At 66.0% G+C, this 23,632-nt stretch carries 26 protein-coding genes; 13 read left to right on the plus strand and 13 right to left on the minus strand.

From position 1 onward, the window contains the following. Positions 1 to 109 precede the first annotated feature (109 nt). On the plus strand, positions 110 to 1,021 hold the full coding sequence (locus tag CVS48_RS10315; protein ID WP_100854366.1) for an IclR family transcriptional regulator: 912 nt from the start codon (positions 110 to 112) through the stop codon (positions 1,019 to 1,021). Continuing rightward, on the plus strand, positions 1,018 to 1,776 hold the full coding sequence (locus CVS48_RS10320; RefSeq protein ID WP_100854367.1) for a 5'-methylthioadenosine/adenosylhomocysteine nucleosidase: 759 nt from the start codon (positions 1,018 to 1,020) through the stop codon (positions 1,774 to 1,776). Before CVS48_RS10315 ends, CVS48_RS10320 begins: the two co-directional genes overlap by 4 nt. A gap of 9 nt (positions 1,777 to 1,785) precedes the next feature. Here the strand turns inward: CVS48_RS10320 and CVS48_RS10325 are convergent, their stop codons facing one another. The 3 genes from CVS48_RS10325 to CVS48_RS29765 form a co-directional block, all read right to left on the minus strand. Further along, positions 1,786 to 3,132, minus strand: coding sequence for a sensor histidine kinase (locus CVS48_RS10325; RefSeq protein WP_100854368.1), 1,347 nt, complete (start codon positions 3,130 to 3,132; stop codon positions 1,786 to 1,788). After that, complete coding sequence (locus tag CVS48_RS10330) at positions 3,129 to 3,869, minus strand: response regulator (RefSeq protein ID WP_100854369.1); 741 nt, start codon at positions 3,867 to 3,869, stop codon at positions 3,129 to 3,131. The genes CVS48_RS10325 and CVS48_RS10330 overlap by 4 nt, the downstream gene beginning before the upstream one ends. Positions 3,870 to 3,949: 80 nt before the next feature. Next, positions 3,950 to 4,081 carry a hypothetical protein gene (locus CVS48_RS29765; protein ID WP_268081047.1) on the minus strand — a complete coding sequence of 44 codons (132 nt, stop codon included), beginning with the start codon at positions 4,079 to 4,081 and terminating at the stop codon, positions 3,950 to 3,952. A 175-nt stretch (positions 4,082 to 4,256) separates the two neighbouring features. Between CVS48_RS29765 and CVS48_RS10335 the strand changes: the two genes are divergently transcribed. Together CVS48_RS10335 and CVS48_RS10340 are read left to right on the plus strand one after the other, a co-directional pair. After that, on the plus strand, positions 4,257 to 4,946 hold the full coding sequence (locus CVS48_RS10335; RefSeq protein ID WP_100854370.1) for a cytochrome c biogenesis CcdA family protein: 690 nt from the start codon (positions 4,257 to 4,259) through the stop codon (positions 4,944 to 4,946). A 32-nt stretch (positions 4,947 to 4,978) separates the two neighbouring features. After that, entirely contained in the window at positions 4,979 to 5,518 is a 540-nt protein-coding gene (locus tag CVS48_RS10340) for a thioredoxin family protein (protein WP_100854371.1), read from the plus strand. A gap of 130 nt (positions 5,519 to 5,648) precedes the next feature. On the opposite strand, the gene CVS48_RS29360 is transcribed toward CVS48_RS10340, so the two are convergent. The 4 genes from CVS48_RS29360 to CVS48_RS29365 all read right to left on the minus strand — a co-directional run bounded on the left by CVS48_RS29360 (position 5,649) and on the right by CVS48_RS29365 (position 8,352). Further along, positions 5,649 to 5,813, minus strand: a complete 165-nt coding sequence (locus CVS48_RS29360; RefSeq protein WP_167400968.1) for a hypothetical protein — start codon at positions 5,811 to 5,813, stop codon at positions 5,649 to 5,651. 70 nt (positions 5,814 to 5,883) lie between these two features. Further along, positions 5,884 to 6,858: a hypothetical protein gene (locus CVS48_RS10345; protein WP_100854372.1), complete on the minus strand. Its 975-nt coding sequence runs from the start codon at positions 6,856 to 6,858 to the stop codon at positions 5,884 to 5,886. A gap of 19 nt (positions 6,859 to 6,877) precedes the next feature. After that, positions 6,878 to 8,128, minus strand: a complete 1,251-nt coding sequence (locus CVS48_RS10350) for a hypothetical protein (RefSeq protein ID WP_126376196.1) — start codon at positions 8,126 to 8,128, stop codon at positions 6,878 to 6,880. Next, entirely contained in the window at positions 8,053 to 8,352 is a 300-nt protein-coding gene (locus CVS48_RS29365; protein ID WP_100854374.1) for a hypothetical protein, read from the minus strand. Before CVS48_RS29365 ends, CVS48_RS10350 begins: the two co-directional genes overlap by 76 nt. A gap of 476 nt (positions 8,353 to 8,828) precedes the next feature. Between CVS48_RS29365 and CVS48_RS29190 the strand changes: the two genes are divergently transcribed. Together CVS48_RS29190 and CVS48_RS10360 are read left to right on the plus strand one after the other, a co-directional pair. Next, on the plus strand, positions 8,829 to 8,999 hold the full coding sequence (locus tag CVS48_RS29190; RefSeq protein WP_157814461.1) for a hypothetical protein: 171 nt from the start codon (positions 8,829 to 8,831) through the stop codon (positions 8,997 to 8,999). A 148-nt stretch (positions 9,000 to 9,147) separates the two neighbouring features. Then, positions 9,148 to 9,858: a hypothetical protein gene (locus tag CVS48_RS10360; protein ID WP_126376190.1), complete on the plus strand. Its 711-nt coding sequence runs from the start codon at positions 9,148 to 9,150 to the stop codon at positions 9,856 to 9,858. A 43-nt stretch (positions 9,859 to 9,901) separates the two neighbouring features. Here the strand turns inward: CVS48_RS10360 and CVS48_RS10365 are convergent, their stop codons facing one another. Further along, positions 9,902 to 11,308: a tetratricopeptide repeat protein gene (locus tag CVS48_RS10365; RefSeq protein ID WP_100854376.1), complete on the minus strand. Its 1,407-nt coding sequence runs from the start codon at positions 11,306 to 11,308 to the stop codon at positions 9,902 to 9,904. 210 nt (positions 11,309 to 11,518) lie between these two features. Between CVS48_RS10365 and CVS48_RS10370 the strand changes: the two genes are divergently transcribed. From CVS48_RS10370 to CVS48_RS10395, 6 genes are all read left to right on the plus strand, one after another. Next, complete coding sequence (locus CVS48_RS10370) at positions 11,519 to 12,217, plus strand: glutathione S-transferase N-terminal domain-containing protein (RefSeq protein WP_100854377.1); 699 nt, start codon at positions 11,519 to 11,521, stop codon at positions 12,215 to 12,217. 2 nt (positions 12,218 to 12,219) lie between these two features. Further along, entirely contained in the window at positions 12,220 to 13,146 is a 927-nt protein-coding gene (locus tag CVS48_RS10375) for a LysR family transcriptional regulator (protein ID WP_100854378.1), read from the plus strand. Between the two features lie 78 nt (positions 13,147 to 13,224). After that, the gene (gene tcuA / locus CVS48_RS10380) at positions 13,225 to 14,631 is read left to right on the plus strand and encodes an FAD-dependent tricarballylate dehydrogenase TcuA (RefSeq protein ID WP_050449450.1); all 1,407 of its coding nucleotides are present in this window, start codon (positions 13,225 to 13,227) and stop codon (positions 14,629 to 14,631) included. Then, entirely contained in the window at positions 14,628 to 15,893 is a 1,266-nt protein-coding gene (gene tcuB, locus CVS48_RS10385; protein ID WP_100854379.1) for a tricarballylate utilization 4Fe-4S protein TcuB, read from the plus strand. Before tcuA ends, tcuB begins: the two co-directional genes overlap by 4 nt. Before the next feature lie 78 nt (positions 15,894 to 15,971). Then, positions 15,972 to 16,949: a Bug family tripartite tricarboxylate transporter substrate binding protein gene (locus CVS48_RS10390; RefSeq protein ID WP_100854380.1), complete on the plus strand. Its 978-nt coding sequence runs from the start codon at positions 15,972 to 15,974 to the stop codon at positions 16,947 to 16,949. A gap of 42 nt (positions 16,950 to 16,991) precedes the next feature. Then, positions 16,992 to 17,675, plus strand: a complete 684-nt coding sequence (locus CVS48_RS10395) for a hypothetical protein (RefSeq protein ID WP_100854381.1) — start codon at positions 16,992 to 16,994, stop codon at positions 17,673 to 17,675. A gap of 76 nt (positions 17,676 to 17,751) precedes the next feature. Here the strand turns inward: CVS48_RS10395 and CVS48_RS10400 are convergent, their stop codons facing one another. From CVS48_RS10400 to CVS48_RS10415, 4 genes are read right to left on the minus strand one after another with little or no spacing between them, the layout of a single operon-like run. Then, on the minus strand, positions 17,752 to 19,164 hold the full coding sequence (locus CVS48_RS10400; RefSeq protein WP_100854382.1) for an aminotransferase-like domain-containing protein: 1,413 nt from the start codon (positions 19,162 to 19,164) through the stop codon (positions 17,752 to 17,754). Positions 19,165 to 19,214: 50 nt separating this feature from the next. Next, a complete protein-coding gene (locus CVS48_RS10405; protein WP_100854383.1) occupies positions 19,215 to 19,379 on the minus strand; it encodes a DUF2474 domain-containing protein in 165 nt (54 codons plus the stop codon). Further along, positions 19,379 to 20,386 carry a cytochrome d ubiquinol oxidase subunit II gene (gene cydB, locus CVS48_RS10410; RefSeq protein WP_100854384.1) on the minus strand — a complete coding sequence of 336 codons (1,008 nt, stop codon included), beginning with the start codon at positions 20,384 to 20,386 and terminating at the stop codon, positions 19,379 to 19,381. Before cydB ends, CVS48_RS10405 begins: the two co-directional genes overlap by 1 nt. 4 nt (positions 20,387 to 20,390) lie before the next feature. Next, the gene (locus CVS48_RS10415) at positions 20,391 to 21,827 is read right to left on the minus strand and encodes a cytochrome ubiquinol oxidase subunit I (RefSeq protein WP_100854385.1); all 1,437 of its coding nucleotides are present in this window, start codon (positions 21,825 to 21,827) and stop codon (positions 20,391 to 20,393) included. Between the two features lie 359 nt (positions 21,828 to 22,186). On the opposite strand from CVS48_RS10415, the gene CVS48_RS10420 reads away from it, so the two are divergent. Then, a complete protein-coding gene (locus CVS48_RS10420) occupies positions 22,187 to 22,855 on the plus strand; it encodes a GntR family transcriptional regulator (protein WP_242001321.1) in 669 nt (222 codons plus the stop codon). Between the two features lie 54 nt (positions 22,856 to 22,909). Here the strand turns inward: CVS48_RS10420 and CVS48_RS10425 are convergent, their stop codons facing one another. Beyond that, positions 22,910 to 23,629, minus strand: a complete 720-nt coding sequence (locus CVS48_RS10425) for an ABC transporter ATP-binding protein (RefSeq protein ID WP_100854387.1) — start codon at positions 23,627 to 23,629, stop codon at positions 22,910 to 22,912. Positions 23,630 to 23,632 lie beyond the last annotated feature (3 nt).

Here is a 23,632-nt window from a genome sequence, read left to right on the forward strand (position 1 = left end):
TGCGTAAATCATATACGCAATGCGTAATTTTTCAAGAGGGGTTAACCTTGGAGCCGATTTCGCGGCGCGTCGTCGTCCGCGCACCCTATTTGCAGGAAGTGCATCCGCTATGAGTCCCCCCAAGCCGTCGACCAAGACGTCCACGAAGTCGCCCAATAAAGGGGCCACTGCCGCGTCCCCCAAAGCGTCCACGACAGCGACCGTCCCGACCCCCGAACTGGACTCCGCTGACCGCCCGCGCGAACGCCGCCAGCGGGTGCAGGCCGCCGAAACCGGCATGCTGGTGCTGAAAGGGCTGGCTCGGATGGGCGGCCGCGCAAGCCTGACCGCGCTGGCCGCGCACGTGGATGAAAGCCCCGCCAAGGTGCACCGCTATCTGATGAGCCTGATTGCCGAGGGGCTGGTGGACCAGGAAGTCGCCACCCAGCAGTACCACCTGGGCCTGGAAGCGCTGATGGTCGGCGTGGCCGCCATGCGCCAGGCCGACCCCTTGCGCATCAGCGAACCGGTGCTGATCCGCCTGCGTGAAAGCCTGGCGGTCACGTGCTTTATCGCCGTCATGGGCAACAAGGGGCCGACCATTGTTCGCTTCGAGGAACCGGCGTTGCCCGTCACGGTGAACGTGCGCGTGGGCTCGGTGCTGTCGATGCTGTGGTCCGCCACCGGCCGCGCGTTTTTGGGGGCCTTGGACGAGGCGCCGATTCAGCAGATGGCGCTAGCCGAACTGGCCGAGTCGCCGGACGATCTGCGTGCCTTGCTGGATCGCGACGATCCCATCGGCGGGCTGCGGCGCCAGGTGCGCGCGGCCGGGTGCGCCACGGTGAAAGACACAAACCTGCGCGGGATCAGCGCGGTGTCGGCGCCTTTGTATGACCACACGGGCCGCCCCTGCGCGGTGCTGACCGCGCTGGGCGCGACGGGCGGCTTCGATGTGTCGGCAGACGGCAAGATCGTGGCGGCGGTGAAAAAAGAAGCGGCGGCGGCTAGCGCGGCGCTGGGGTACGTGGGGGAGAGCGCATGAAACGCCTCGCCATCCTGGGCGCCTTGCATGAAGAAATCGCCGACCTGCTGGCCGCGATGGAACCCGGCGCTACCGTCCACCGAATCGCCATGCGCGATTTTCATGTGGGCACGTTGTGGGGCACGCCCTGCGTGATCGCGTTAAGCCGCATCGGCAAGGTGGCGGCATCCGCCACGGCGTCGATCGTCATCCGGGAATTTGATGTGTCGCGCGTGGTCTTCACCGGTTTGGCGGGCGGGTTGCACGCGGACGTGGAGGTGGGCGACGTGGTCGTGGCCAGCACCTTGATGCAGCACGACATGGACGCGCGTCCGCTGTTTGATCAGCACGAGATCCCCTTGTTGGGGCGGGTGTGTTTTGACACGGACGCCGGCTTGAGCAAGCTGCTGCGAGACAGCGCGGAGACCTTCACCCAAGCGTTTACGCACGCGAGCCCGGGGGCTGCCACGCAGGCGATGCCCACCGTCCACCACGGCCTGATCGCAACCGGCGACCGGTTCGTCAGCCACAACGACGAGGCCCAGGTACTGCGCAAGCGCCTGCCCACTGCTTTGTGCGTGGAAATGGAAGGCGCGGCGATGGCGCAGGTCTGCTATGAATTCGGCGTGCCCTTCGCGGTGCTGCGCGTGATATCCGACCGCGCCGACCATGCCGCCAAGACCGACTTCACCGCGTTCCTGGAAAACGTTGCGCGCGTCTACTCCGCCGGCATTCTGTCGCCGCTGCTGAAATCGGGTGCCTTGCTGGACGGCTAGGGCTTCTGCTCAAGCCGGTGTGGATGACTGGCGACCCTGGCCCGGTTTCAACCGCAACTCCACCGACAGCCCCCCGCCTTCCCGCTCGCTTAACGTCAGCGTGCCGCCCACCACATCCGCCAACTGCTGCGCGATGGCCAGGCCCAGCCCGGTGCCCCCGGTATCGCGGTTGCGCGAACTTTCCAGGCGATAGAAGGGTTGCAGCACGGCGGCGCGCTCGTGTTCGGGAATGCCGGGGCCGCGGTCCAGTACAAAGATCGACACCGCCGTGTCGCCATGCACCGCCACGTCCACTTCAGCCGCGCCCGCGAACTTCAGCGCGTTGTCGATCAAGTTGCCCAGAATCCGCCGCAGCGCATGCGGGCGCGTCATCAGCGGCCCGGCGTGGTCACCGCTCAAGCTGACGGGCTTGCCCGTGTCTTGATAGTCATAGACCAGGCTTTCCAGAAACGCATGCAGGTCCACGCGCGCGGGCGTTTCAACTTTGCCGTGCGCACTGCGCGCGTAGTCGATGCCTTCGCGCACCAGCCTTTCCACTTCGTTCAGGTCCTGCGCCAGCTTGTCGCGGTCGTCCGAGGCGTCCATGAACTCGGTGCGCAGTTTCATCCGCGTGATGGGTGTTTGCAGGTCGTGCGAGATGGCGCCCAGTATCTGCATGCGCTCGGCCACGTGGGCGGCGATGCGGGCCTGCATGGCGTTGAACGCGGTGGCGGCGTGCGCCACTTCGGCCGGGCCGCCTTCTTCCAGCAAGGGGCTCTTGGCGTTCGGGTCCAGCGTCTCGGCGGCATGGGCCAGGCGCGTCAGCGGCCGCACGGCAAGCCGCACGGCCAGCCACGCGCACACGATCAACAGCACCAACTGCACCGCCAGCACCACCAGCAGCCATGGCTCGGGGCGCATTGACGACAGATGGATATCCAGCACTACGGGTTGCCCATCGGACAGCACGACGCGCGCCTGGATATGCCGGGGGTCATTCGCCATGGCGCGTATGGTCAGCGGGCGCGCGCTGCCCAGCGCCGCTTCGATGGCGCTGGCGGCATTGCGCGCGACGTCCAGCCGCAAGGGTTGATCGGCCTGTCCGGCACCCAGCAGGTACTGGCGGTTGCCGCTGGACAGGCGCGGCAGCCAGGCCGCGCGTTCGTCGGCGGGCAGGCGGTCCAGCACGTCCATGGCGATGGCGACGTCGCGTTCCAGGTCGCCCAGCATCATGCTCTTGGTGGTGTTGTAGCGTTCGTAGAACAGCGAGGCGAACGACAGGCCATACGCCAGCACCAGGCCTATCAGGAAAATCAGGAACAGCCGTGCGACCAGGGTGCCGGGCCAGGCGGAACGTGGGCGGGCGGCGGGGTTCACTCGTTGGCTTCCGACACATCGATCGCCGCCGCGAACACATAGCCTTCGCTGCGCACGGTCTTGATGTAGCGGGGTTCGCGCGCATCTTCGCGCAGGCGTTGGCGCAGGCGGCTGACCAGCAGGTCGATCGAGCGGCCAAAGAACTCGGCGTCGCGGCCTTGGGTCAGGTTCAGCAGTTGATCGCGGTTCAGCACGCGCTGCGGGTGGTCCAGGAACACGCGCAGCAGCCGGTATTCCGCACCGCTTAGCGACACCACCGTGCCGCTCTCATCCAGCAAGTGGCGCGCGGTGGTGTCCAGCCGCCAGTCGCCGAAGGCGATCTCGCGGCCCGGCTCCGTCACCTGGAAATTGGGCGGCAGCATGCGCGTGCGCCGCAGAATCGCCTTGATGCGGGCCAGCAGTTCGCGCGCCACAAAGGGTTTGACCAGGTAATCGTCGGCGCCCATTTCCAGGCCCAGCACGCGGTCCATGTCGTCGCTACGCGCGGTCAGCAGCAGGATCGGAATGCGGCGGTGCTTGCCGCTGCGCAGTTCGCGGCACAGCACCAGCCCGTCGTCGCCCGGCATCATGATGTCCAGCACGATCAGGTCCACGGACAGGTTTTCCAGCAGCGACCGCATCTGCCGGCCGTCGGCCGCCAGCGTGACGGCCAGGCCGTTCTTCTTCAGGAAGTTGCCGGCAAGCTCGCGTATTTCACGATCGTCGTCAACGATCATCACGTGATCAATCTGATCCATCTGCGGTGGCCTAAAGGGTGGGGGCGGCAACGCGCGGAAGCACACGCGCGGGTAGGCGGATTTTATCCAAGGCGACGCCTTCAGCGGTCGGCCGGCGGCAGCGGGTCGCGGCGCGGCCGGGTATTGGCGATCAGTTGGCATTGGAAGGGCTTGGCGGCTTCGGTGCTGAAGCCGCCGAACATCAACAGCAGTACGGCAAGAATGCGCTTCATAAGGGTCTCCGGGGGCAGGGCATGAACGGGTTATAGCGCCGGCCGCCGCCGCAAGTGTGTCGTACTGTGTACGCCCCGGCGGCAGATACATAAGCCAGGAAAAAACACGCAAAACCGGCACAAGCCGGATACGCGGCGCGGGTGCAATGGGGCCTCTTTCCAAAGGACTTGCCCCATGGACCTGATCAACACCCCCATCGCTTTGCTGGCCGGCATGCTGACCATCGCCTCACCCTGCGTGCTGCCTCTGCTGCCGGTGCTGCTGGGCACCTCGCTGGAACGGCCGGACCGCTGGCGTCCCCTGTTCGTCGTGTCGGGCTTTGTGCTGGCGTTTGCCGGCCTGGGTATCGCGCTAAGCCTGTTGTCCACCTTGAATGCATCGGTACACGAAGCGGTGCGGTCCACGTCGATCGCGCTGCTGGCGCTGTTCGGCCTGGTGCGCATCTGGCCGCAACCCTACGACCGCCTGATCGCCCGCATTGGCGGCCCCTTGCAGCAATTGGCATTTAACGCGGGCGGCTCGGGCAGCGGCAATGCGGGCGGCTTTGTGCTGGGGCTGTCGTTGGGGGCGGTGTGGACGCCCTGCGCCGGCCCGGTGCTGGCGTCGATTCTGGTGCTGGCCGCCAAGGCGCAGAACCTGACGCAGTCCAGCACCTTGTTGTTGATGTTCGCCATCGGCGCGGGCATTCCGATGCTGGTGATCGCCTACGGCGGCCAGGCCATCGCGGCGCGGGTGCGGGGCTTGTCGCGCTACACGCAGCGCTTGCAGCAAGGCTTTGGCGTGCTGCTGATCCTGACCGCCGCCGCCATCTATTTCCAGTACGACATCCTGGCCTACGCCTGGATCAGCAACCTTTTCAACTGACCGTCCCTCACCTCAATTCAAGGAGCATGACCATGTTCGCCACGTTCAAGAAAATCGCGCTGGGCGCGCTGTTGGCCACGTCGCTGGCCGCCTCGGTGATGCCGCTTACCGCGCAGGCCGGCGCCTCCCAACCGACCCCCGCGCCGGAATTCACCGGCATCGAGCACTGGCTCAACAGCGACCCGCTGACGCTGGCGTCGCTGCGCGGCAAGGTGGTGCTGGTGGATTTCTGGACCTACACCTGCATCAACTGCGTACGCACCTTGCCCTACGTGACAAGCTGGTATCAGAAGTACAAGGACCAGGGGCTGGAGGTGGTGGGCGTGCATACGCCGGAGTTCCCGTTTGAACGGTCCACGCCCAACGTGCAGAAGGCGCTGGAGCGCTTCGGCATCACGTATCCGGTGGCGCAAGACAACCGCTATGCCACCTGGGACGCCTACCGCAACCAGTATTGGCCCGCCTTCTACCTGATCGACAAGCAAGGCCAGATCGTCTACCGCCATTTTGGCGAGGGCAGGTATGCGGAGACGGAGGCTGAGATTCAGCGGTTGCTGGCGCAGCCGGGTTAAGCGTACCTGCCTGGATGGATGAAGCGGACGTCCTTTCCTCGGACGTCCTTTCCTCGGACGTCCTTTCCTCGGACGTCCTTTCCTCGGACGTCCTTCCCGCAGGTGTGCTGCCCGCAGACGTGCTGCCTGATTAGCGACCCGTATCCGGATAGTTCGGACCCGCGTCGTGAAAGCCGCCTTCACTGTAGGGATTGACGGCGCCGGGGTGGGGCGGGCCGCCCGGGCCGGAGGTGCAGCCGCTTATCACCACGGCGCTTGCCAGCAAGGCAAGCAAGCGAATCAATGAGGGTGTCATGTCAGTCTCCCGCGGCTGCGCCTTGGCAAGCGCGTCGTGCGCAGCGTGTGCGGAAGATTATAGGCGCCGCTCAGTTCTCAAGCGTGGGCGCGAGCAGGGCGAAGACCTTGCTTTGGTTGTTGGCGCTGGACAGCAATTCGGCGATCGACACGCCGTTGCGGGGATTCAGGGTCAGGGCAATGGTCCGCTTGTCGCCGCTGGCGAAGCGGGCAAGAGCTTGGCAGGCGTCGTCGTTGTCGTCGAAACCGGCCAGGGACTTTTGGTCCTCGCAACGCTTTTGGCTGTCGCTGACCAGCTTGTCGAACTGCTTGGCGCGCTGCTTGTCGGGGTTGCCTTCGCCCGGTTCGGCGCTGAGGTTATAGCGCTTGAAGAGTTCCACGCTGCGTTGGACGTAGCCGTCGTCCTTCACGGACAGGCTGCCGGACTTGATGCGCAGTTCCGCCAAGGGCGCCAACTTGCGGTCGATGCGGCCCATGCCCATCATGCCCATCATGGCCAGCCCGACCAGCGCGTCGCGGTCTTCCGCCAAGGAAACCGCGCCGTTGACCCGTTCCAGGCTCAACGCCAGTTCGGCGTTCAGCGCCTCGGGTTGTTCCAGGGTCAATTGCAGTTCGGCGTTGTCGTCGTCACGCTGGTAGTCCCAGCGCACCCGCAGGTTGGCGGGCGGCAGGTCCAGCTTGCCGGCCTGGCGGGCCAGGTCTGTCTGGCTGAGCACGCTGGTGCCGTTGGGCAGGGCAGCGCCTTCGATCGTGACGTCGCCGCTGCGGCGGTCGCTGGTGTTGCGCAGCCCGCTGATCTTGACGGTGTCGATCAGGGCGATGGGCGAGCCCGCCGGGCCGACCGTCACCTGTTTCAGCTTGGCGGACCCGAAGGGCGACGCCGAAATGCTCTGCCAGCGCACCATGTCGCGCTGGCCCGTCTTGTCGAGCAGCGCCACGATTTCATCTTCCGCCTTGCCGGAGGCGTAAGCGCCCAAGCCCCACCAGGCGCAGGCCAGCACCACGACGACACCGCCTGCGATCAGGCCATTCTTCTGTTTGATCATTGGGTTGCTCGTCTGGCGGTTAGGGTTGGTTCGCTTGGTCAATGACGGCCTGGGCCTTCTCCGGCGTCCAGTCCGGCAGGCCCAGCATCATGCGGGCGCCGACCAAGGGGTCGTTCAGGTCGGCGCAGCCCGCCTTCTGGCAAGCGACGGGCGCGGCTTGGCCCAGCGTCAGCAAGGTCAGCGGCAGGCCGTTGTCGTCCTGGCGCTTGGTGTCCAGCGTGAGCTCGCCGGGCACCAGATACCAGCCTTCCTTCATGGCCTTCTGGCCGGTCAGGCGGATCTCGTACGGCCAGTCGGCCACGGCGTCGTTGTCCTGGTGGTCGTCTACGTGGATCACCATGCGCACGGCGGCCTTGCGGCCAGCCATCAGGGCCTTGTAGTCGCCGCCGGTCATCAGGTCGTAGCGTACGTCGCGCTGCATGCGTCCCAGGATGCCCTTGGGGTCGCTCTTGGCCTGATCAACCAGGTTTTGATATTGGCGCAGGTTGTCGCGTTCCTGATTGGCCAGGCGCATCCGTTCCTCGCGCTTCTTGCGGGCGAGTATTTCGTCGCGCTTGAACAGGTAGTTCTGGGCGTACTGCAGGTTGTAGCGCCACTCGCCCCGGGGCTTGCCGGTGCGCCAGTCGGTGGGGCGGTCGGCGGTGATCATGTAGAGCAGATGCTCGATCTTGTCGCCGAGCGCGCCTTGCTCGAAGTCGTCCGAGAACACAATGCGGGCATTGCCGGCGTCCGGCATGGCGGTGCGCTCGAGTACGCGCAGTGCGCCGTCCACAGCCACCTTGATGTCGGTGGCGTTGCGGAACACGTCGGCGTGGTCGGTGACGACGTCGATGCGGGTGTAGCGCCACACGTCCAGGCCGCTGCCGTACGACATGCGTTCGGCACGCAGCAAATAGTGGGAACGGCTGGCGGGGTCGCTGTCCAGGTGGAACCACAGGGAGCCATCGTCGTCGACATGCGCGAGGCGGGTCGCGGCAACGGGCGAGGTGAACGGAATGCCGCCCGCCATCCAGACGTCATTGCTTTGCGCGATGCGCGCGCCGTCGGAGCGCTCAAGCCGCAGCCGGCCCTTGCCCGTGGCGTAGCCGTCGGGACCGCAGGACATGCCATCGGTCTTCAGCGTGATGTATTGGGCGCCTTCGCCCAGGCGGAACGTCGACACGACCTTGCAGCCGTTCTGGTCCTGCATGGTCTTCAGCCGCTGCGTGCCGGCCATGACGGCGGCGGGCGACGGCGGCGTCCAGCCGTTGACGGCGAAGGCGGTCTGCACGGCGGGGGCGGGAGCTGGGGCTGCGGCAGGCGCAGCGGCAGGCACAGCGGCAGGTGCAGCGGCAGGCACAACAGCAGGTGCAGCGGCAGGCACAACAGCAGGTGCAGCGGCAGGTGCAGCGGCAGGTGCAGCGGCAGGTGCGGCGGCAGGCACAGCAGCAGGTGCAGCAGCAGGTGCAGCGGCAGGTGCGGCAGTAGCCGGAGCGGCGACAGGGGGCGGGGCAACGGGTGCTGCCGCCACGGCGGGGGCGGCTGGCTCGACGGCGGCCGGTGCGGCGGCTGTGGGAGTAGGTGTTGCTACTTGAGCGGATTGCGGCGCAGCAGCTGCGGGGACCGGCGCCGGCGCTTGCGTTGCGGCTGGTGCTGCGGCGACGGCGGGGGCGGGATCTGGCGTTGTGGCTGCTGCGGGTGTTGCAGGTGCAGCGGTTGCAGCGGGTGCAGCAGGCGCGGCAGCCGGCGCGGGGGCGGCAGCAACTTGCATTGCCCAGCCCGCGGCTTTGGTGCTGGTGCCGTCCGCAACACGCGCGCCGGCGTTGGTAACGCTGGTCCAGCGCAGGTCAACGGCTTGCGGGCACTGTTTGCCGAGCAGCACGCCGATCTTGGGCAGCAAGCGGCCAAGCGCGGCGGCGTCGGGGGCGGCGCCGTACACGGCGCGTAGATCCAGGTGCGGTCCGCACCACGGCGAACCGGTGGCGTGGTCGATGAATATCTCGATGTTTTCCGCTTTGGAATATGCCAGGCGATACGCCTCGGCGTGCGCCGGCAAGCTGCCGACGCTAGCGGCAATTGCCGCGACCACGCAAACCTTCTTCATGCTTTTCGCCTTGCCCCTGTTCGCTTTGGTTTACAGTATAACATTGCGAATCATTTGACATTAAATGATACGTATATTTTGAATATTCCTATTCAAGGTAAAACGCAACAATATCAAGGGGTTATGAAGTGTCTTCAGCTTTCATCGGATGGGTTACGGCAAAGGCGGCAAGTGGGTCCGATGGCAGCCGTGCATTTCGCGCAATAGTGTCCCTTTCCGCCTTGATGGCGTTGAGCGGTTGCGTCAGTACCGGCTCGGGCAAGATGGGCCTGGATTTCGGCGAAGTATTGGCCAAGGAACAGCAGGTTTTCACCGTCAATGGCGAGCGCGCGGCGCTGCGCCGTTACTACAACGATTCGTACGACATCAAGCTGTATGGCCAGAAGAAGGTCATGGAGCTTGAGGTCAAGGGCGCGTCCATGATGGTGGCGAATGTGTCCGAAGTGCCGGGCGCAACGCTGATCACGCTGGATGTGCCGGAGCTCGGCTGCAATCACGTCTATCACGTGTACCGCGTGTCGGGCGTGCAATCGTCCAAGTGGCAGAACAGCTATCGCAGTTGCGAAGGCCCGCTGTCGTTCCAGGTGGCCAACGGCCAGTGGACGGCCCGCCAAACGGTAAAGCCTGCTGTCGGCAAGCCTTACATGCTGGTCTACCAGGACGGCAATCTGTACACGCGCCCGCTTGAAGTGACCAAGCCGCGTGTGCCGGCCAAACCGCGCCCGAAGGCGCCGCCCAAGGCCAAGCCCGCCGCGCCCACGGCCCCCGTGGCCGATGCCGTCAACCTGGACGACGTGGCCGCGCCTGCCGCCGCCGCCAATCTGGACGAGATCGACGCGCCGCCGCCCGGCAAGATCAACACCAGTGGTTTGAAGGCCGACACGGCCAGCGACGTGAAGATGAAGGACGAGAAGTAAAACGCGACGACGGGTAAATCGCGACCTCAGGTAGAACGCAACGTCACACGGCGGGGGCGGGCGGCAACGCCGCGCCCATAGCCACGGTCTTGCGTTTTATCCGAGGCCCGTCGCAGCGTTGCCGATACGCCTGCACCGCGTCGGAATCCGCTGGCTGGAAATAGGGGTGGTCGTAATGCGCCTCGCGCATCGCGGCGTACAGGCGGCGGCCCCATACGCACTGCGCCTGGGCCTCGTCCCACAAGCGCGCCGCCTGTTCCGGTTGGCCGCTGCGCCATAACGCCAAGCCGTAGTCGGCCACGATTTCTTCGTTGCGAGATATCTCGCGGTACGACGCGCGCATCAGGCGCAGGCCTTCCTTGGTGTCGCCTCGCAGGCTGAGGATCCAGCCCAGCGTGCCCTGGTTGTAGGGGTTGGGACCCCACAGGCGGATGGACCGGCGCGCTTCCTCTTCGGCTTGCGGCAGGTAGTCGGGAAAGTCCGCCAGGTAATAGGCAATATCGTTGGGCCAGTCCGTGTCGCTTGCCCGAGGGGGGCGGCCGGGCTTGGTCTGGCGACGTTGCAGCGTCTGCGCGTCGGTCAGCGCCAGGTCGGGCATGCCCAACAAACGTTCCAGGCCTAGGCGGTCGCTCAGCAGCGGGGTTTCGACCGGTTCAAGCGATTCCGGAAACCGCCATTTGCGTGATTGCATCAGCCAGTGGCGCGCGTCGTCCTGCCGGCCGACCATCAGCAGCAGGTGAGCCAGATCCAGTTGCTGGCGAGGGGTGTCGGCGCATTGCATGGTCTGGATCAACTGCTGCGCGCCGGCGGCATCGTTCTGGCTGAACTTGCGGTTGATGGCGTCCAGCTCGTCAAAGCACGCCCGGTTGTCGGTGACGGACGCATCGATGGACAGGGACAGGGAGGCAGCCGGCACGTTGTGGCTGAAATAGGCCGTGGCGCCTTGGCGGGTGGTGTAGCCCAGGTCCACCCATTGTTCGCCCCAGCGCTGGTGCATGGTCAGGATGTAGGGCCAGGCCGGCACGGGTTCCTTGTCGTTGCCGCTGGAGTGCAGTTGGAAAAAGTGGCCCCAGGGGCCGTCGCCCACGCGGCGGATCAGCGTGAAGTCTTCGGGCTGGTAGGCCTTGTCCGTCCACACCCAGGCGGTGCGGCCTTCGGCGTCGGTGGTGCCGTGCAGGATGCCGTCCTGGCTGGGGGTGTCGCGGATGGATTCCTGCTTGCCCGTCAGGAACAAACGATACGGCGTGTTGGGCGCGGGCGCGCTGTCGCGGTTGTTCAGCAAGGTCAGCGTCAGGCTCTGGCCATGCGGGCCCACGCCGTATTGGGCCATGCCGGGCGGCGGGGTGGCGCTTGACGCCGCCGCGACGTCGGCCTGGGCGCCGGACGGAATCAGCAGCGCGGCGGCGGCCAGCAAGAGCGGGGTAAACGGGTGCTGCATCGGGAATGTCATGGGGGCTGCGGGGCGGCGTCTGCGGATGGATTTGGGCGAGCCGAATTGTGTCACGAACCCCTATTTTTCTGTCAGCGCTGGGAGCCAGGCCGACAGGCCCCGTTCAGCCGGGTCGGCAAGCGGGTATTTCAGCGGCGTTTCGGGCATTTGCGCTAGGATGATCGGCGCAATAACCCGTCACGACTTCCGCCTCCCCTGGAGAAACCCCGCATGACCGCCCTAGACTCGTTCGCCATCACCAAGAAGTGGCCCGCCCAGCATCCCGAGCGCATCCAGTTGTATTCGCTGCCCACGCCCAACGGCGTGAAGGTGTCGATTCTGCTGGAAGAGATCGGCTTGCCCTACGAGGCCCACCGGGTCGCTTTCGACAAGCAGGACCAGTTTTCGCCCGAGTTCCTGTCGCTGAGCCCGAACAACAAGATTCCGGCCATCCTTGACCCGAATGGCCCGGACGGCAAGCCGCTGGCGCTGTTCGAGTCCGGCGCCATCCTGATCTACCTGGCCAGCAAGACCGGCCAGTTCATCCCCACGGACACGGCCGGGCGCTACGAGACGCTGCAATGGGTGATGTTCCAGATGGGCGGCATCGGCCCGATGTTTGGCCAACTGGGCTTCTTCCATAAGTTCGCCGGCAAGGACTACGAAGACAAGCGCCCGCTGGAACGCTATGTGGCGGAATCCAAGCGCCTCTTGGCCGTGCTGGACCAGCGCCTGGAAGGCCGCGACTGGGTCATGGGCGACGAATACACCGTGGCCGACATCGCCATCCTGCCGTGGGTGCGCAACCTGGTGGGCTTCTACGACGCCGGTGACCTGGTCGAGTTCTCGCGGTTCAAGAACGTGGCCCGCGTGCTGGAAGCGTTTGTCGCCCGTCCGGCCGTGGCGCGGGGCCTGACCATTCCCGCCTAGGCATGGAACTGCGCCAACTGCGTTATTTCGTGCGCGTGGTCGAAGCGGGCAGCATCGGCCGCGCGGCCACGTCCATCGGCATGGTCACGTCGGCGCTAAGCCAGCAGATCAGCCGGCTGGAAGGCGAACTGTCCACCCGGCTGCTGCAACGCAGCGCCATCGGCGTGGTGCCCACGGACGCGGGGCTGGCGTTTTTTCGGCAGGCCCAACTGGCGCTGCGCCATGCCGATGACGCCGTGCAGGCCGCGCAGCAGGCGCGGCTGGCAGGCCACGTCAGCGTGGGCTTGTCGTCCACCACCGCCGCCATTCTGGGCGCGCCGTTCCTGCAAGCCATGAACGAGCGCTACCCCGACATCCGGCTGCATCTGGTCGAGGCGCTGTCGGGCCATCTGGCCGATATGCTCAACGGCCGCCTGCTGGACCTGGCCATCGTGTTCCAGGCCGAATCCGCGCGCCGCTGGAGCATCATGCCGCTGTTGGACGAGCCCCTGTTCCTGTGCGCGCGGCGCGACATGCCGGGCCTGCCTGAGGGCGACACGACGCGGCTGGCCGACATCGCGCATCTGCCGCTGGTGCTGCCCAGCGGGCGCCACGGCCTGCGGGCGCTGGTCAACAACGCGTTCCTGCAACTGGGTCAGACGCCGCGCGTGGTGGCGGAAGTTGATGGCCTGTCGCTGTTGATGGACGTGGTGCAACTGGGCAGCGCCGCCACCATCCAGCCCAGTTCGGCCACGGCGCGCATCGCACCCGGCCAGTTGCACATGGCCCGCATTGAAGACGCCCACCTGTTTCGCCCCAATCTGCTGGTCAGCCTGTCCGACGATGAACTGTCGCCCGCGGCGCTGGCCGCCCGGCTGGTGCTGGCCGATGTGTCGCGCACCCTGGCGCGCGACGGCAAATGGGCGGTGGTGGCTCTTCACGATTCGTGAAGACCCGTTGACGCCCGCCTGATATCGCGCGCGGCCTCCGCTAGGTAGAGTCGTCCCCTTGATGTGAGGGGCAATGACATGGTGGATGTCTTGGTGGTGGGCGGGGGCAACGCGGCGCTGTGCGCGGCCCTGATGGCGCGCGAGGCCGGCGCAAGCGTATTGCTGCTGGAGGCCGCGCCGCGCGAATGGCGGGGCGGCAATTCGCAGCACACGCGCAATTTGCGCTGCATGCACGATGCCCCGCAGGACGTGCTGACCGACGCCTATCCCGAAGAGGAATACTGGCAAGACCTGCTGAAGGTCACGGGCGGGCAGACCAACGAACATCTGGCGCGGCTGGTCATCCGCGAATCTTCCACCTGTCGTGACTGGATGCGCCGCCATGGCGTGAACTTCCAGCCGCCGCTGTCGGGCGCGCTGCACGTGGCGCGCACCAACGCTTTTTTCATGGGCGGCGGCAAGGCGCTGGTGAACGCCTACTACCGCAGCGCCGAGGCGCTGGGCGTGCAGATCCGCTACAACGCGCCGGTGGATGCGCTGGAACTGGAAGACGGCCGTTTCAAGGCCGCGCGCATCGGCGACGAACGCATCGAGGCCCGCGCCTGTGTGCTGGCGGCGGGCGGCTTCGAGTCCAACCGCGAATGGCTGCGTGAAGCCTGGGGCCAGAACGAACGCGGCGAATGGCCGGCCGATAATTTTCTGATTCGTGGCACGCGTTTCAACATGGGCGTGCTGCTGAAGTTCATGCTGGACGCGGGCGCGGACGGCATTGGCGACCCCTCCCAATCGCACTGCGTGGCGATCGACGCGCGCGCCCCGCTGTACGACGGCGGCATCTGTACGCGCATCGATTGCGTGTCGCTGGGCGTGGTGGTCAACCGCGACGCCGTGCGCTTCTACGATGAAGGCGAAGACTTCTGGCCCAAGCGCTACGCCATCTGGGGCCGCCTGACCGCGATGCAGCCCGGCCAGATCGCCTATTCCATCATCGACGCCAAGGCCATCGGCCGTTTCATGCCGCCGGTGTTTCCGGGCGTGAAGGCCGACACGCTGCCCGAGCTGGCCGACAAGCTGGGGCTGGACCCCGCCACCTTTGAACAAACCCTGCGCGACTACAACGCCGCGTGCCGCGTCGGCACGTTCGACCACACCGCGCTGGACGACTGCCATACCGAAGGCATCGCGCCCGCCAAGACACATTGGGCGCGGCCGATCGATACCGCGCCGTTCTACGGCTACGCGCTGCGCCCCGGCATCACCTTTACCTATCTGGGCTTGAAGGTGGACGACACCGCCGCCGTGCGCTTTAACGACGTGCCCAGCGACAACCTGTTCGTGGCCGGCGAAATGATGGCCGGTAACGTGCTGGGCAAGGGCTACACGGCGGGCGTGGGCATGTCCATCGGCACGGCGTTCGGCCGTATTGCCGGCACCCGGGCCGCCGCCGCCGCGCGCGCCCAGACCCTTGCGAAGAGCACGATATGAAGCAGCTTGAAGCCCTGGCCCGCGAGGCGCAGTCGTTTTCCACCCCGCATTCCTCTACGCCTGGCGGTCCCGCCGTGGCGGAGCAACCTGCGATGCCGGCCGCCATGGTCGAGCACCCCGTCCAGTGGCGCGGCAAGACCGCCAAGCCGCAGGCCGACCTGCTGACCGACGACGAAACCGAAGTCGCGCGTGTCATGCAGATATGCAATGCCTGCCGCTATTGCGAAGGGTTTTGCGCGGTGTTTCCGGCCATGACGCGCCGGCTGGAATTCGGCAAGGCCGACCTGAACTACCTGGCCAACCTGTGCCACAACTGCGGCGCCTGTCTGCACGCCTGCCAGTACGCGCCGCCGCATGAATTCGCGGTGAACGTGCCGCAGGCCATGGCCAAGGTGCGCATGCAGACCTACACCGACTACGCCTGGCCCGCCGCGCTGGGCACGCTGTACAAGCGCAACGGGCTGGTCTTGTCGCTGGCTACCGCCGGCGGCCTGGCGCTGTTTCTGGTGCTGGCCGTGCTGATGGCGGGCGGACTGTTTCATGAGCCCATGGCCGGCAACTTCTATGCCGTGTTCCCGCACAACACGCTGGCGCTGATGTTTGGCGTGGTGTTCGGGTTTTCGATGCTGGCCTTGGCGGTGGGCGTCACGCGCTTCTGGCGCAATGTCAGCCCGGGGGCGGCCTCGGGCGCGGCCGTGGCTGAAGCGGCGCACGACGCGCTGCGGCTGCGCTATCTGGATGGCGGCCACGGCAAGGGCTGCAACAACGCGGACGATGCCTTCACCTTGTGGCGGCGGCGCTTTCATCACTTCACGTTCTACGGCTTCATGCTGTGCTTCGCGGCGACCTGCGTGGCCACGCTGTACCACTATCTGCTGGGCCAGCAGGCGCCGTATCCGTTTTTTAGCGCGCCGGTGCTGCTGGGCACGGTGGGCGGCATCGGTCTGCTGATCGGGCCGGCAGGCTTGCTGTGGTTGAACATCAAGCGCCATCCGCAACAAGGCGACGCTGCGCAAAAGCCGATGGACCGGGGCTTCATCGTGCTGCTGTTCCTGACCAGCGCCACCGGCCTGGCGCTCTTGGCGGGACGCGATGGCAGTGCGATGGCGCTGCTGCTGGCCATCCACCTGGGCGTGGTGATGGCGCTGTTCCTGACCTTGCCCTACGGCAAGTTCGCCCACGGCATTTACCGCTCGGCCGCCTTGCTGAAGTGGTCCATCGAAAAGCGCCAGTCCAACAAGCTGCAACTCGGGTCGGACTGAACCCCGGCCCCATCCCCCCACGGACATGACGGCGCCCCAGGGAGGGCGCCGCATTCGATTACAAACGAGGAGACTTCAATGAGCCATAACCGATTGCTGGCGCGCGTTGCGCTGGCCGCCTGTTTCACGCCGGTGCTGCCGGCCGCGCAGGCGCAAACCTTTCCGACCAAGCCCATCACGCTGGTCGTGCCGCACTCGGCGGGCGGCACGTCGGACATCCTGGCGCGCACTGTCGCGGCGGAGGCGGGCAAGACGCTGGGCCAGAGCATCATCATCGAGAACAAGGGCGGCGCCAACGGCACCATCGCGGCCAAGCAGGTGGCCACGTCCGCGCCGGACGGCTACACGCTGCTGCTGGCCACCGCCAGCACGCATGGCATCAACCCGTCGCTGTATTCGCGAATTTCGTACGACGCGGTCAAGGACTTCACGCCCGTCACGCTGTTGGCCACGGTGCCCAACGTGTTGGTGATCGGCCCCAAGGTCAAGGCTGCCAATGTGCAGGAGCTGATCGCCTACATCCGTGGGCAGGGTGACAAGACCAACATGGGGTCGGCGGGCGCGGGCACGCCGGGCCATCTGGCGGGCGAGATGTTCAAGAGCTCGGCGAAGCTGACGTTCACGCACGTGCCATACAAGGGCGGCAGCCCCGCCATTACCGATCTGATCGGCGGCCAGATCGACTTCATGTTCACGACCATTCCGGGCGTGCTGCCGCATGTGAAGGCGGGCACCTTGCGCGCGCTGGCGGTGACGTCGCCCGAGCGGTCGCCGGCCTTGCCCGAGGTGCCCACGATGGCCGAGTCCGGCCTGCCGGGCTTTCAGGCGGTGTCGTGGCACGGCGTGGTGGCGCCCGCGGGCACGCCGGACGCGGTGGTCGCGAAGCTTAACCAGGCCTTGAGCGGCGCGCTGGCAGCGCCCGCCGTCAAGCAACGCTTGATGGAAGAGGGCGCGCAGGCCTCCAACGTGAACACGGCCGCGTTCGGCAAGTTCATCCAGACCGAGATTGCGACCTGGGCACAGGCGGTGAAGGATTCCGGCGCGACGGCAAACTGAAGCGGGGTGGTGGCCGGCGGGGCGCATGCTAGGATTTCCGGCATGCTGAAAACCTTGTTGTTTACGCTGCTGGCGGCCCTGCCGGCAGCCGCCCTAGCCGCGAATCCTGTTGACGCGAATCCTGTTCCCGCGAATGCTGTTCCCGCGAACACCGCGCCCACGGATGCTGCCGCCACGCGTTCATCTTCCTCTCATGACCTGCAATGCCTGTACGCCGCCAGGCAGGAGGGCGGCATGCTGGAGCCCACCGATCAATGCGCGCGGGTGGAGGGCGACACGGTCGTGTTCGCGGCCGATGTGCTTGGGCGCATGGACTTCAACGAGGATGGCTTGTCGCCGGTATTCACGCACGGATCGTGGCGCTGGGTACGGCCCGATGGAAAATCGGTAGCCGTCGTCACCTACGACAATTTTGCGGATGACTTCGAAGACGGCCTGACGCGCGGGCCGTGGTCGGGTGGGATGGCCTATTACGACACGCAGCTCAAGCGCGTGCTGGCTACCCCCTATGAATGGGTCGACCGCTACAGCGGCGGGCTGGCCGTGGTGTGCGAAGGTTGCCGCAAGGCCCACACTCCGGACGGTGAGCACAGCTACATGACGGGCGGCCAATGGGGCGCTATTGACCGCCAGGGAAAGCTGTCCTTGCCCCTGCGGCCGGATGCGGCATCGCTGTATCGCGAGGTCGAGGCGGCACGCGCGGCGGCTGCGTCCACGGGCCGCTAAGGACAACGTCGCTGACCAAAAATCCGCGAATTAAAAGCCCGCTACCCACAAACTGGCCGACCACAAACTGCTGCCGCTAACCACCCGCCAGCAGCTTGCCCAATGTCGCCATCCCCTGTTCCATGTCGGCGTTCCACGGATGCCCATGGTTCAAGCGCAGGAAATTCCGGAAGGCGCCCGACGACGAAAACAGCGGCCCCGGCGCAATGCTGATGCCGTGATCCAGCGCGGCGCGGTGGACCTTCAACGTGTCGATGTGTGCGGGCAATTCCACCCACACAAAGTACCCGCCCGCAGGCCGCGTGGCACGCGTGCCCTTGGGAAAATAGCGCGCCACGGCTTGCAGCAGTTCGCCTTGCTGCACGGCCAGTGTCTGGCGGAACTGGCGCAGGTGGCGGTCGTAGCCGCCCTTTTCCAGATAGGCGGCAATGGCGGCCTGCGTGGGCGCGGCGGTGGCCAGGCTGGTGGTGAGCTTGTTGCGCATGATCTTCTGCGTATGGCGTCCGCCCGCCACCCAGCCCACGCGGTAGCCCGGCGCCAGCGTCTTCGAAAACGACGAGCAGTGCATCACGATGCCTTCCTTGTCGAAGGCCTTGGCCGGGCGTGGCCGGTGTTCGCCGAAATACAGTTCGCCGTAGACGTCGTCTTCAATCAGCGCAACGTCATGCCGGGTCAACAGCCGGACCAGCGCTTCCTTTTTTCTTTCGGGCATCAGGCTGCCCAGCGGATTCTGGAACGTGGTCATCAACCAGCAGGCGCGCGGCCGGTGCTGCACGATGGCGTCTTCCAGCGCTTGCAGGTCGATGCCTTCGCGCGGATGCGTGGCCACTTCGATGGCATGCAACTGGTTGCGTTCCAGCGATTGCAGGGCGGCATAGAACGTGGGGGATTCCACGATGACCGCATCGCCGGGCTGGGTCACCGCCGCCAGGCTCAGGTTCAGCGCGTCCAGCGCGCCGTTGGTGATGATGATGTCGTCCACCGGCACCGTCAGGCCATCAGCCAGATAGCGCAGCGCGATGGCGCGGCGCAGCGCCGCGTCGCCCGGGCTGAGGTCGTCGATGGACCCCCATGGGTCCAGCCGCTGCGCGGCCGACGCCATGAATTTGCCCAGCCGCGCGTAGGGCAGCAGCGACGGGCTGGGAAAGGCGGACCCAAACGGCACCATGTCGCGGCGCAGCGTGGCGTTCAGCACTTGCAGCACGTTGTCGCTGACGTCCACCGGGTGACGGCCGGCGGGGGCGCTGGACAAGCCGTCCAGTTCGGGCAGGGCGGCGTGCGGCGCGCGCAGCACGTAGTAGCCGGACCGGTCGCGCGCGCGGATCAGGCCGCGCGCTTCCAGCAGGTAATAGGCCTTGAACACCGTGGACGGGCTGACACCCCGGCTGGCGCTGGTTTGCCGTACCGAGGGCAGGCGGTCGCCCACTTGCAGCAAGCCCGAACTGATTGAGTTGGTGATGTCTTCCGTCAGCCTTTCATAGCGCTTCATGGCGGTTCCGATTCAAAGGGAATAGGGTGGGGCAGGCACGGGCGCCGGGCTCATGTCGACATGCCGACGGCGCGCATCAGCAGCCGCAGCGCGTAGGCCGCCACACCTAGCGCCGCGACGCTGGCGGCCCAGATCAGCGCCAGCCAAAGCAGGCGGCTGCGCCACGCAGCCGGAGTCGCGCGGGCGGCGTCAGGGGGTGTCGTCAAGGCAGGCATCAATGAAACTCCTCGCCGGTACGGACCTTGCCGCGAAACACGTAGTACGACCAGGCGGTGTAGACCAGGATAATCGGAATGATCAGCAGCGCGCCGACCAAGGCGAAACCCTGGCTTTGCGGGGGCGCGGACGCCGTCCAGATCGAGATGTCAGGCGGAATGATGGCGGGCCAGATGCTGATGCCCAGGCCGGTGTAGGCCAGGAACACCAGCGCCAGCGACAGCAGGAAGGGGCCGGCGGCGGGCGTGCCGCGCACGCGCCGGATCAAGTCATAGCCGGCGGCGGCCACCAGTACCGGTACCGGCAGAAACCAGAACATATTGGGCAGGCTGAACCAGCGCTGCGCGATATGCGGTTGCGCCAAGGGCGTCCACACGCTTAGCACCGCGATCACGGCAAGCAGCGCGCACGTTAGCGGCCGCACGATCGCGCACATGTGGCGGTGCAGCCGGCCTTCGGTCTTCATGATGAGCCAGGTGCAGCCCAGCAAGGCGTAGCCCGCCACCAGGCCCAGGCCGGTGAATAGCGAGAACGGGCTGATCCAGTCCCACGCGCCGCCTTGGTAGGTACGCCGCACGACGGTAATGCCTTCGATGTAGGCGCCCAGCGTCACGCCCTGGAAGAACGTGGCCGTGACCGAGCCGATCACGAAGGCAAGATCCCAGTAAGGGCGATGGTGTTCGTCGGCCTTGAAGCGGAATTCAAACGCCACGCCCCGAAACACCAGGCCCAGCAGCATGAACACCAGCGGCAGGTGCAGCGCGCTGAGGATCACGGAATACGCCAGCGGAAACGCCGCCATCAGGCCCGCGCCGCCCAGCACCAGCCAGGTTTCGTTGCCGTCCCAGACGGGTGCCACCGTGTTGACCATGACGTCGCGTTCATCGCGGTCACGGATCAGCGGAAACAGGATGCCGATACCCAGATCAAAGCCATCCATGACCACGTACATCATCACGCCAAACAGGATGATGACGGCCCATATCAATGCAAGGTCGATGCCCATGGTGTCAGACTCCGGAAGGCTTGCGAGGCGCGGGTTCGATGCCCGCCAGCGTGGAGGCGGCGGACAGCGGGCGCGAGGGTTGGCGCGGCTCGCCCGGGCCGCCCGACAGCGGCGCGTGGCCGGGCGCGGGGCTGGGACCCATGCGGATCAGGCGCAGCATGTACGACACGCCGGCGCCAAACACCAGCAGGTACACGACCACGAACAAGGCCAGCGTCAGCGTCAGTTCGCCGACGCCATGCGGCGTGGCCGCGTCGGCCGTGCGCATCACGCCGTAGACGATCCATGGCTGGCGGCCGATCTCGGTTACGTACCAGCCGGCCAGCATCGCAACGATGCCCGACGGCCCCATCCACAGCGCAAAGCGTTGCAGTGCGCGCGACTCGTACAGCCGTCCGCGCCAACGCGTCCAGAGCGCCCAGCCGGCCAGCAGAATCATCAGCATGCCCAGCCCGGCCATGATGCGAAACGACCAGAACACCACGGTGGCGTTGGGCCGGTCTTCGGGCGGATACGACTTCAGGCCGGGAAACTGGCCGTCCCAGCTATGCGTCAGGATCAAGCTGCCCAGGCGCGGGACGTTCAGCGCAAAGCGCGTTTCTTCGCGTTCCATGTCGGGGATGCCGAAGAGCGTCAGCGGCACGCCCGCGCCCGGTTCGTTTTCCCAATGCCCTTCAATGGCGGCGATCTTCGCGGGCTGATGCTTCAGTGTGTTCAAGCCATGAAAGTCGCCCACCACGGCTTGCAGCGGCGCCACCAGCAACAGCATGCCCATCGCCATGGCGAACATCTTCTTCACGGCGGGGCTGCGGTCGCCGCGCAGCAGGTGCCACGCGCCAGACGCGCCCACCATCAACGCGGTCGCCAGGAATGCGGCGATGCCCATGTGCGCCAGGCGGTACGGAAACGATGGGTTGAAGATCACGGCGAGCCAGTCGGTGGGTACGACGCGACCGTCCAGGATTTCGTAGCCGGCGGGCGTCTGCATCCAGCTGTTGGACGCCAGGATCCACGTGGCCGACACCAGCGTGCCCAGCGCCACCATGATGGTCGAGAAAAAGTGCAGGCCCGGGCCCACGCGCGTCCAGCCGAACAGCATCACGCCCAGAAAGCCGGCTTCCAGGAAAAAGGCGGTCAGCACTTCGTATGCCAGCAGCGGCCCCGTCACGCTGCCCGCGAAGTCCGAGAAAAAGCTCCAGTTGGTGCCGAACTGGTACGCCATCACCAGGCCGGACACCACGCCCATGCCGAAGTTGACGGCAAAGATCTTGGTCCAGAAGTGATAAAGGTCGCGATAGACGGGCTTGCCCGTGCGCAGCCAGAAGCCTTCCAGCACAGCCAGGTAGCTGGCCAGGCCAATCGTGATGGCGGGAAATACGATGTGAAATGAAATGGTGAACCCGAACTGTATTCGGGCAAGCAATAGCGCGTCGCCATGCATAGCGGTCTTCCTGATAAGCGGTGTCCTACGCTTCGAACAGTAGATCCGGGGCGCGAAGTAGTACAGATTCAGAATTCAGATAAAAAAGCGGATCAGTTTGGCTGGCTGTGCCTCCAAAGCCAGGCAAGACGCGGGCTGGCGCGCTGTGCTCCGGCAATATTCCGGTAGCGTGCATGGCCCTGAATAAGCAGATCAGGTTGGCAGGCCCAGGCTATGACGGTGGATTCTGGCCTCGGCCGGGACACGGTTCCCGCCAGCGGGCCATTCGGCTACGATGGGAGCCCGCTGTTGGAACAACCTTCATCGACGCTTGCCGCAGGCCGCCGTCCTTCGCCCAGAGATACCCGATAGTTATGAGCATGACCAAAACGAAGGGCACGTCCAGTAAAGCCCAGGCGTTGCCGCACCGCATCCGCGACCAGTTGCGTTACGAAATCCTGACGGGCGCCTTGCCCGCGGGCACCCCGCTCAAGCAGGACGCCCTGGCCACGCGCTTCCAGGCCAGCCGCATTCCCGTGCGCGAAGCGCTGCGCCAACTGGAAACCGAAGGCTTGGTGGCCTATCACCTGAATCGGGGCGCGGTCGTCATCCGCATGGACGTGGACCAGATCTGCGAATTGCTCGACATCCGCATCGCGCTGGAAGGCTATGCCGTGCGCGCGGCCGTGCCCAACATGGCGCGGGCCGACCTGGACAACCTGGAAGCCATCCTCAAGGCCTACGACGAGGCCGATTCCGTGTCGCAATGGGCCGAACTGAACCGCCGCTTCCATCTGGCCTTGTGCGCGCCCGCGAACAACACGCGGCTGCGTCGGCTGATCGAGGAATACGGCCTGAATACCGACCGCTACACGCACGAGATGATGTCGCAGGCCACCGGCAAGGAAGGGCCGCAGTCGGACCATTACCGCATCCTGGAAGCCTGTCGCCAGCAGGACGGCGCGTTGGCGGCAAGCCTGGTTGAAGCGCACATCATTGAAACCAAGAAGAACCTGGTGGCCATGCACCGCATGCGCCAGGACGGCTGAACAGCTGAACGGCCCGCGCGGGGCGGGCCTTCAAGACGTGCACACGGGACTCGGCTACGCCGCCCGGCCGCCCAGATACAGCTCGCGCACCTGCGCGTCGTTCATCAGCGCCTGCGCCTCGCCCGTGATGGCAACGGTGCCCATCGACAGTACATACGCGCGGTCGGATATCCGCAGCGCTTCCATGGCGTTTTGCTCCACCATCAGAATCGTCACGCCTTCCTTGGCGCGGATGCGCTGGATGGCTTCGAACACTTCGCCCAACGTCTTGGGTGACAGGCCGGCCGAGGGTTCGTCCAGCAGCAGCAGGCCGGGCGACGGCATCAGCGCGCGCGCCAGCGCCAGAATCTGGCGTTCGCCGCCCGACAGGGACGCGGCGGGGGCATCCAGCTTGCGTTGCAGCACGGGGTAGTGCTCGCACAAGGTACGCACGCGCGCCGCGCACTGCGCCTTGTCCAGCGCATTGCCGCCCACCAGCAGGTTTTCTCGCACGGACAGCGCGGTGAAGACGTTCTCGGTCTGCGGCACGAAGCCCAGGCCGTGGCGCAGAATTTTCTCGTGCACCGGAAAGCGCGAGATGTCCTTGTTGCCCAGCATGACGCGGCCCTCGCGGGGTTTCAGATACCCGGCGATGGTTTTCAACAGGGTCGATTTGCCGCAGCCGTTCGGCCCCAGCAGCGTCACGATTTCCGCCTTGCCGGCATACAGCGAAATGCCGCGCAGGATGTCCACGTCGCGCGTGTAGCCGGCGACGACGTTGTCCACTTCGATCATTTT

Source organism: Achromobacter spanius, assembly GCF_002812705.1.
GTDB classification, from domain to species: Bacteria; Pseudomonadota; Gammaproteobacteria; order Burkholderiales; family Burkholderiaceae_B; genus Achromobacter; species Achromobacter spanius.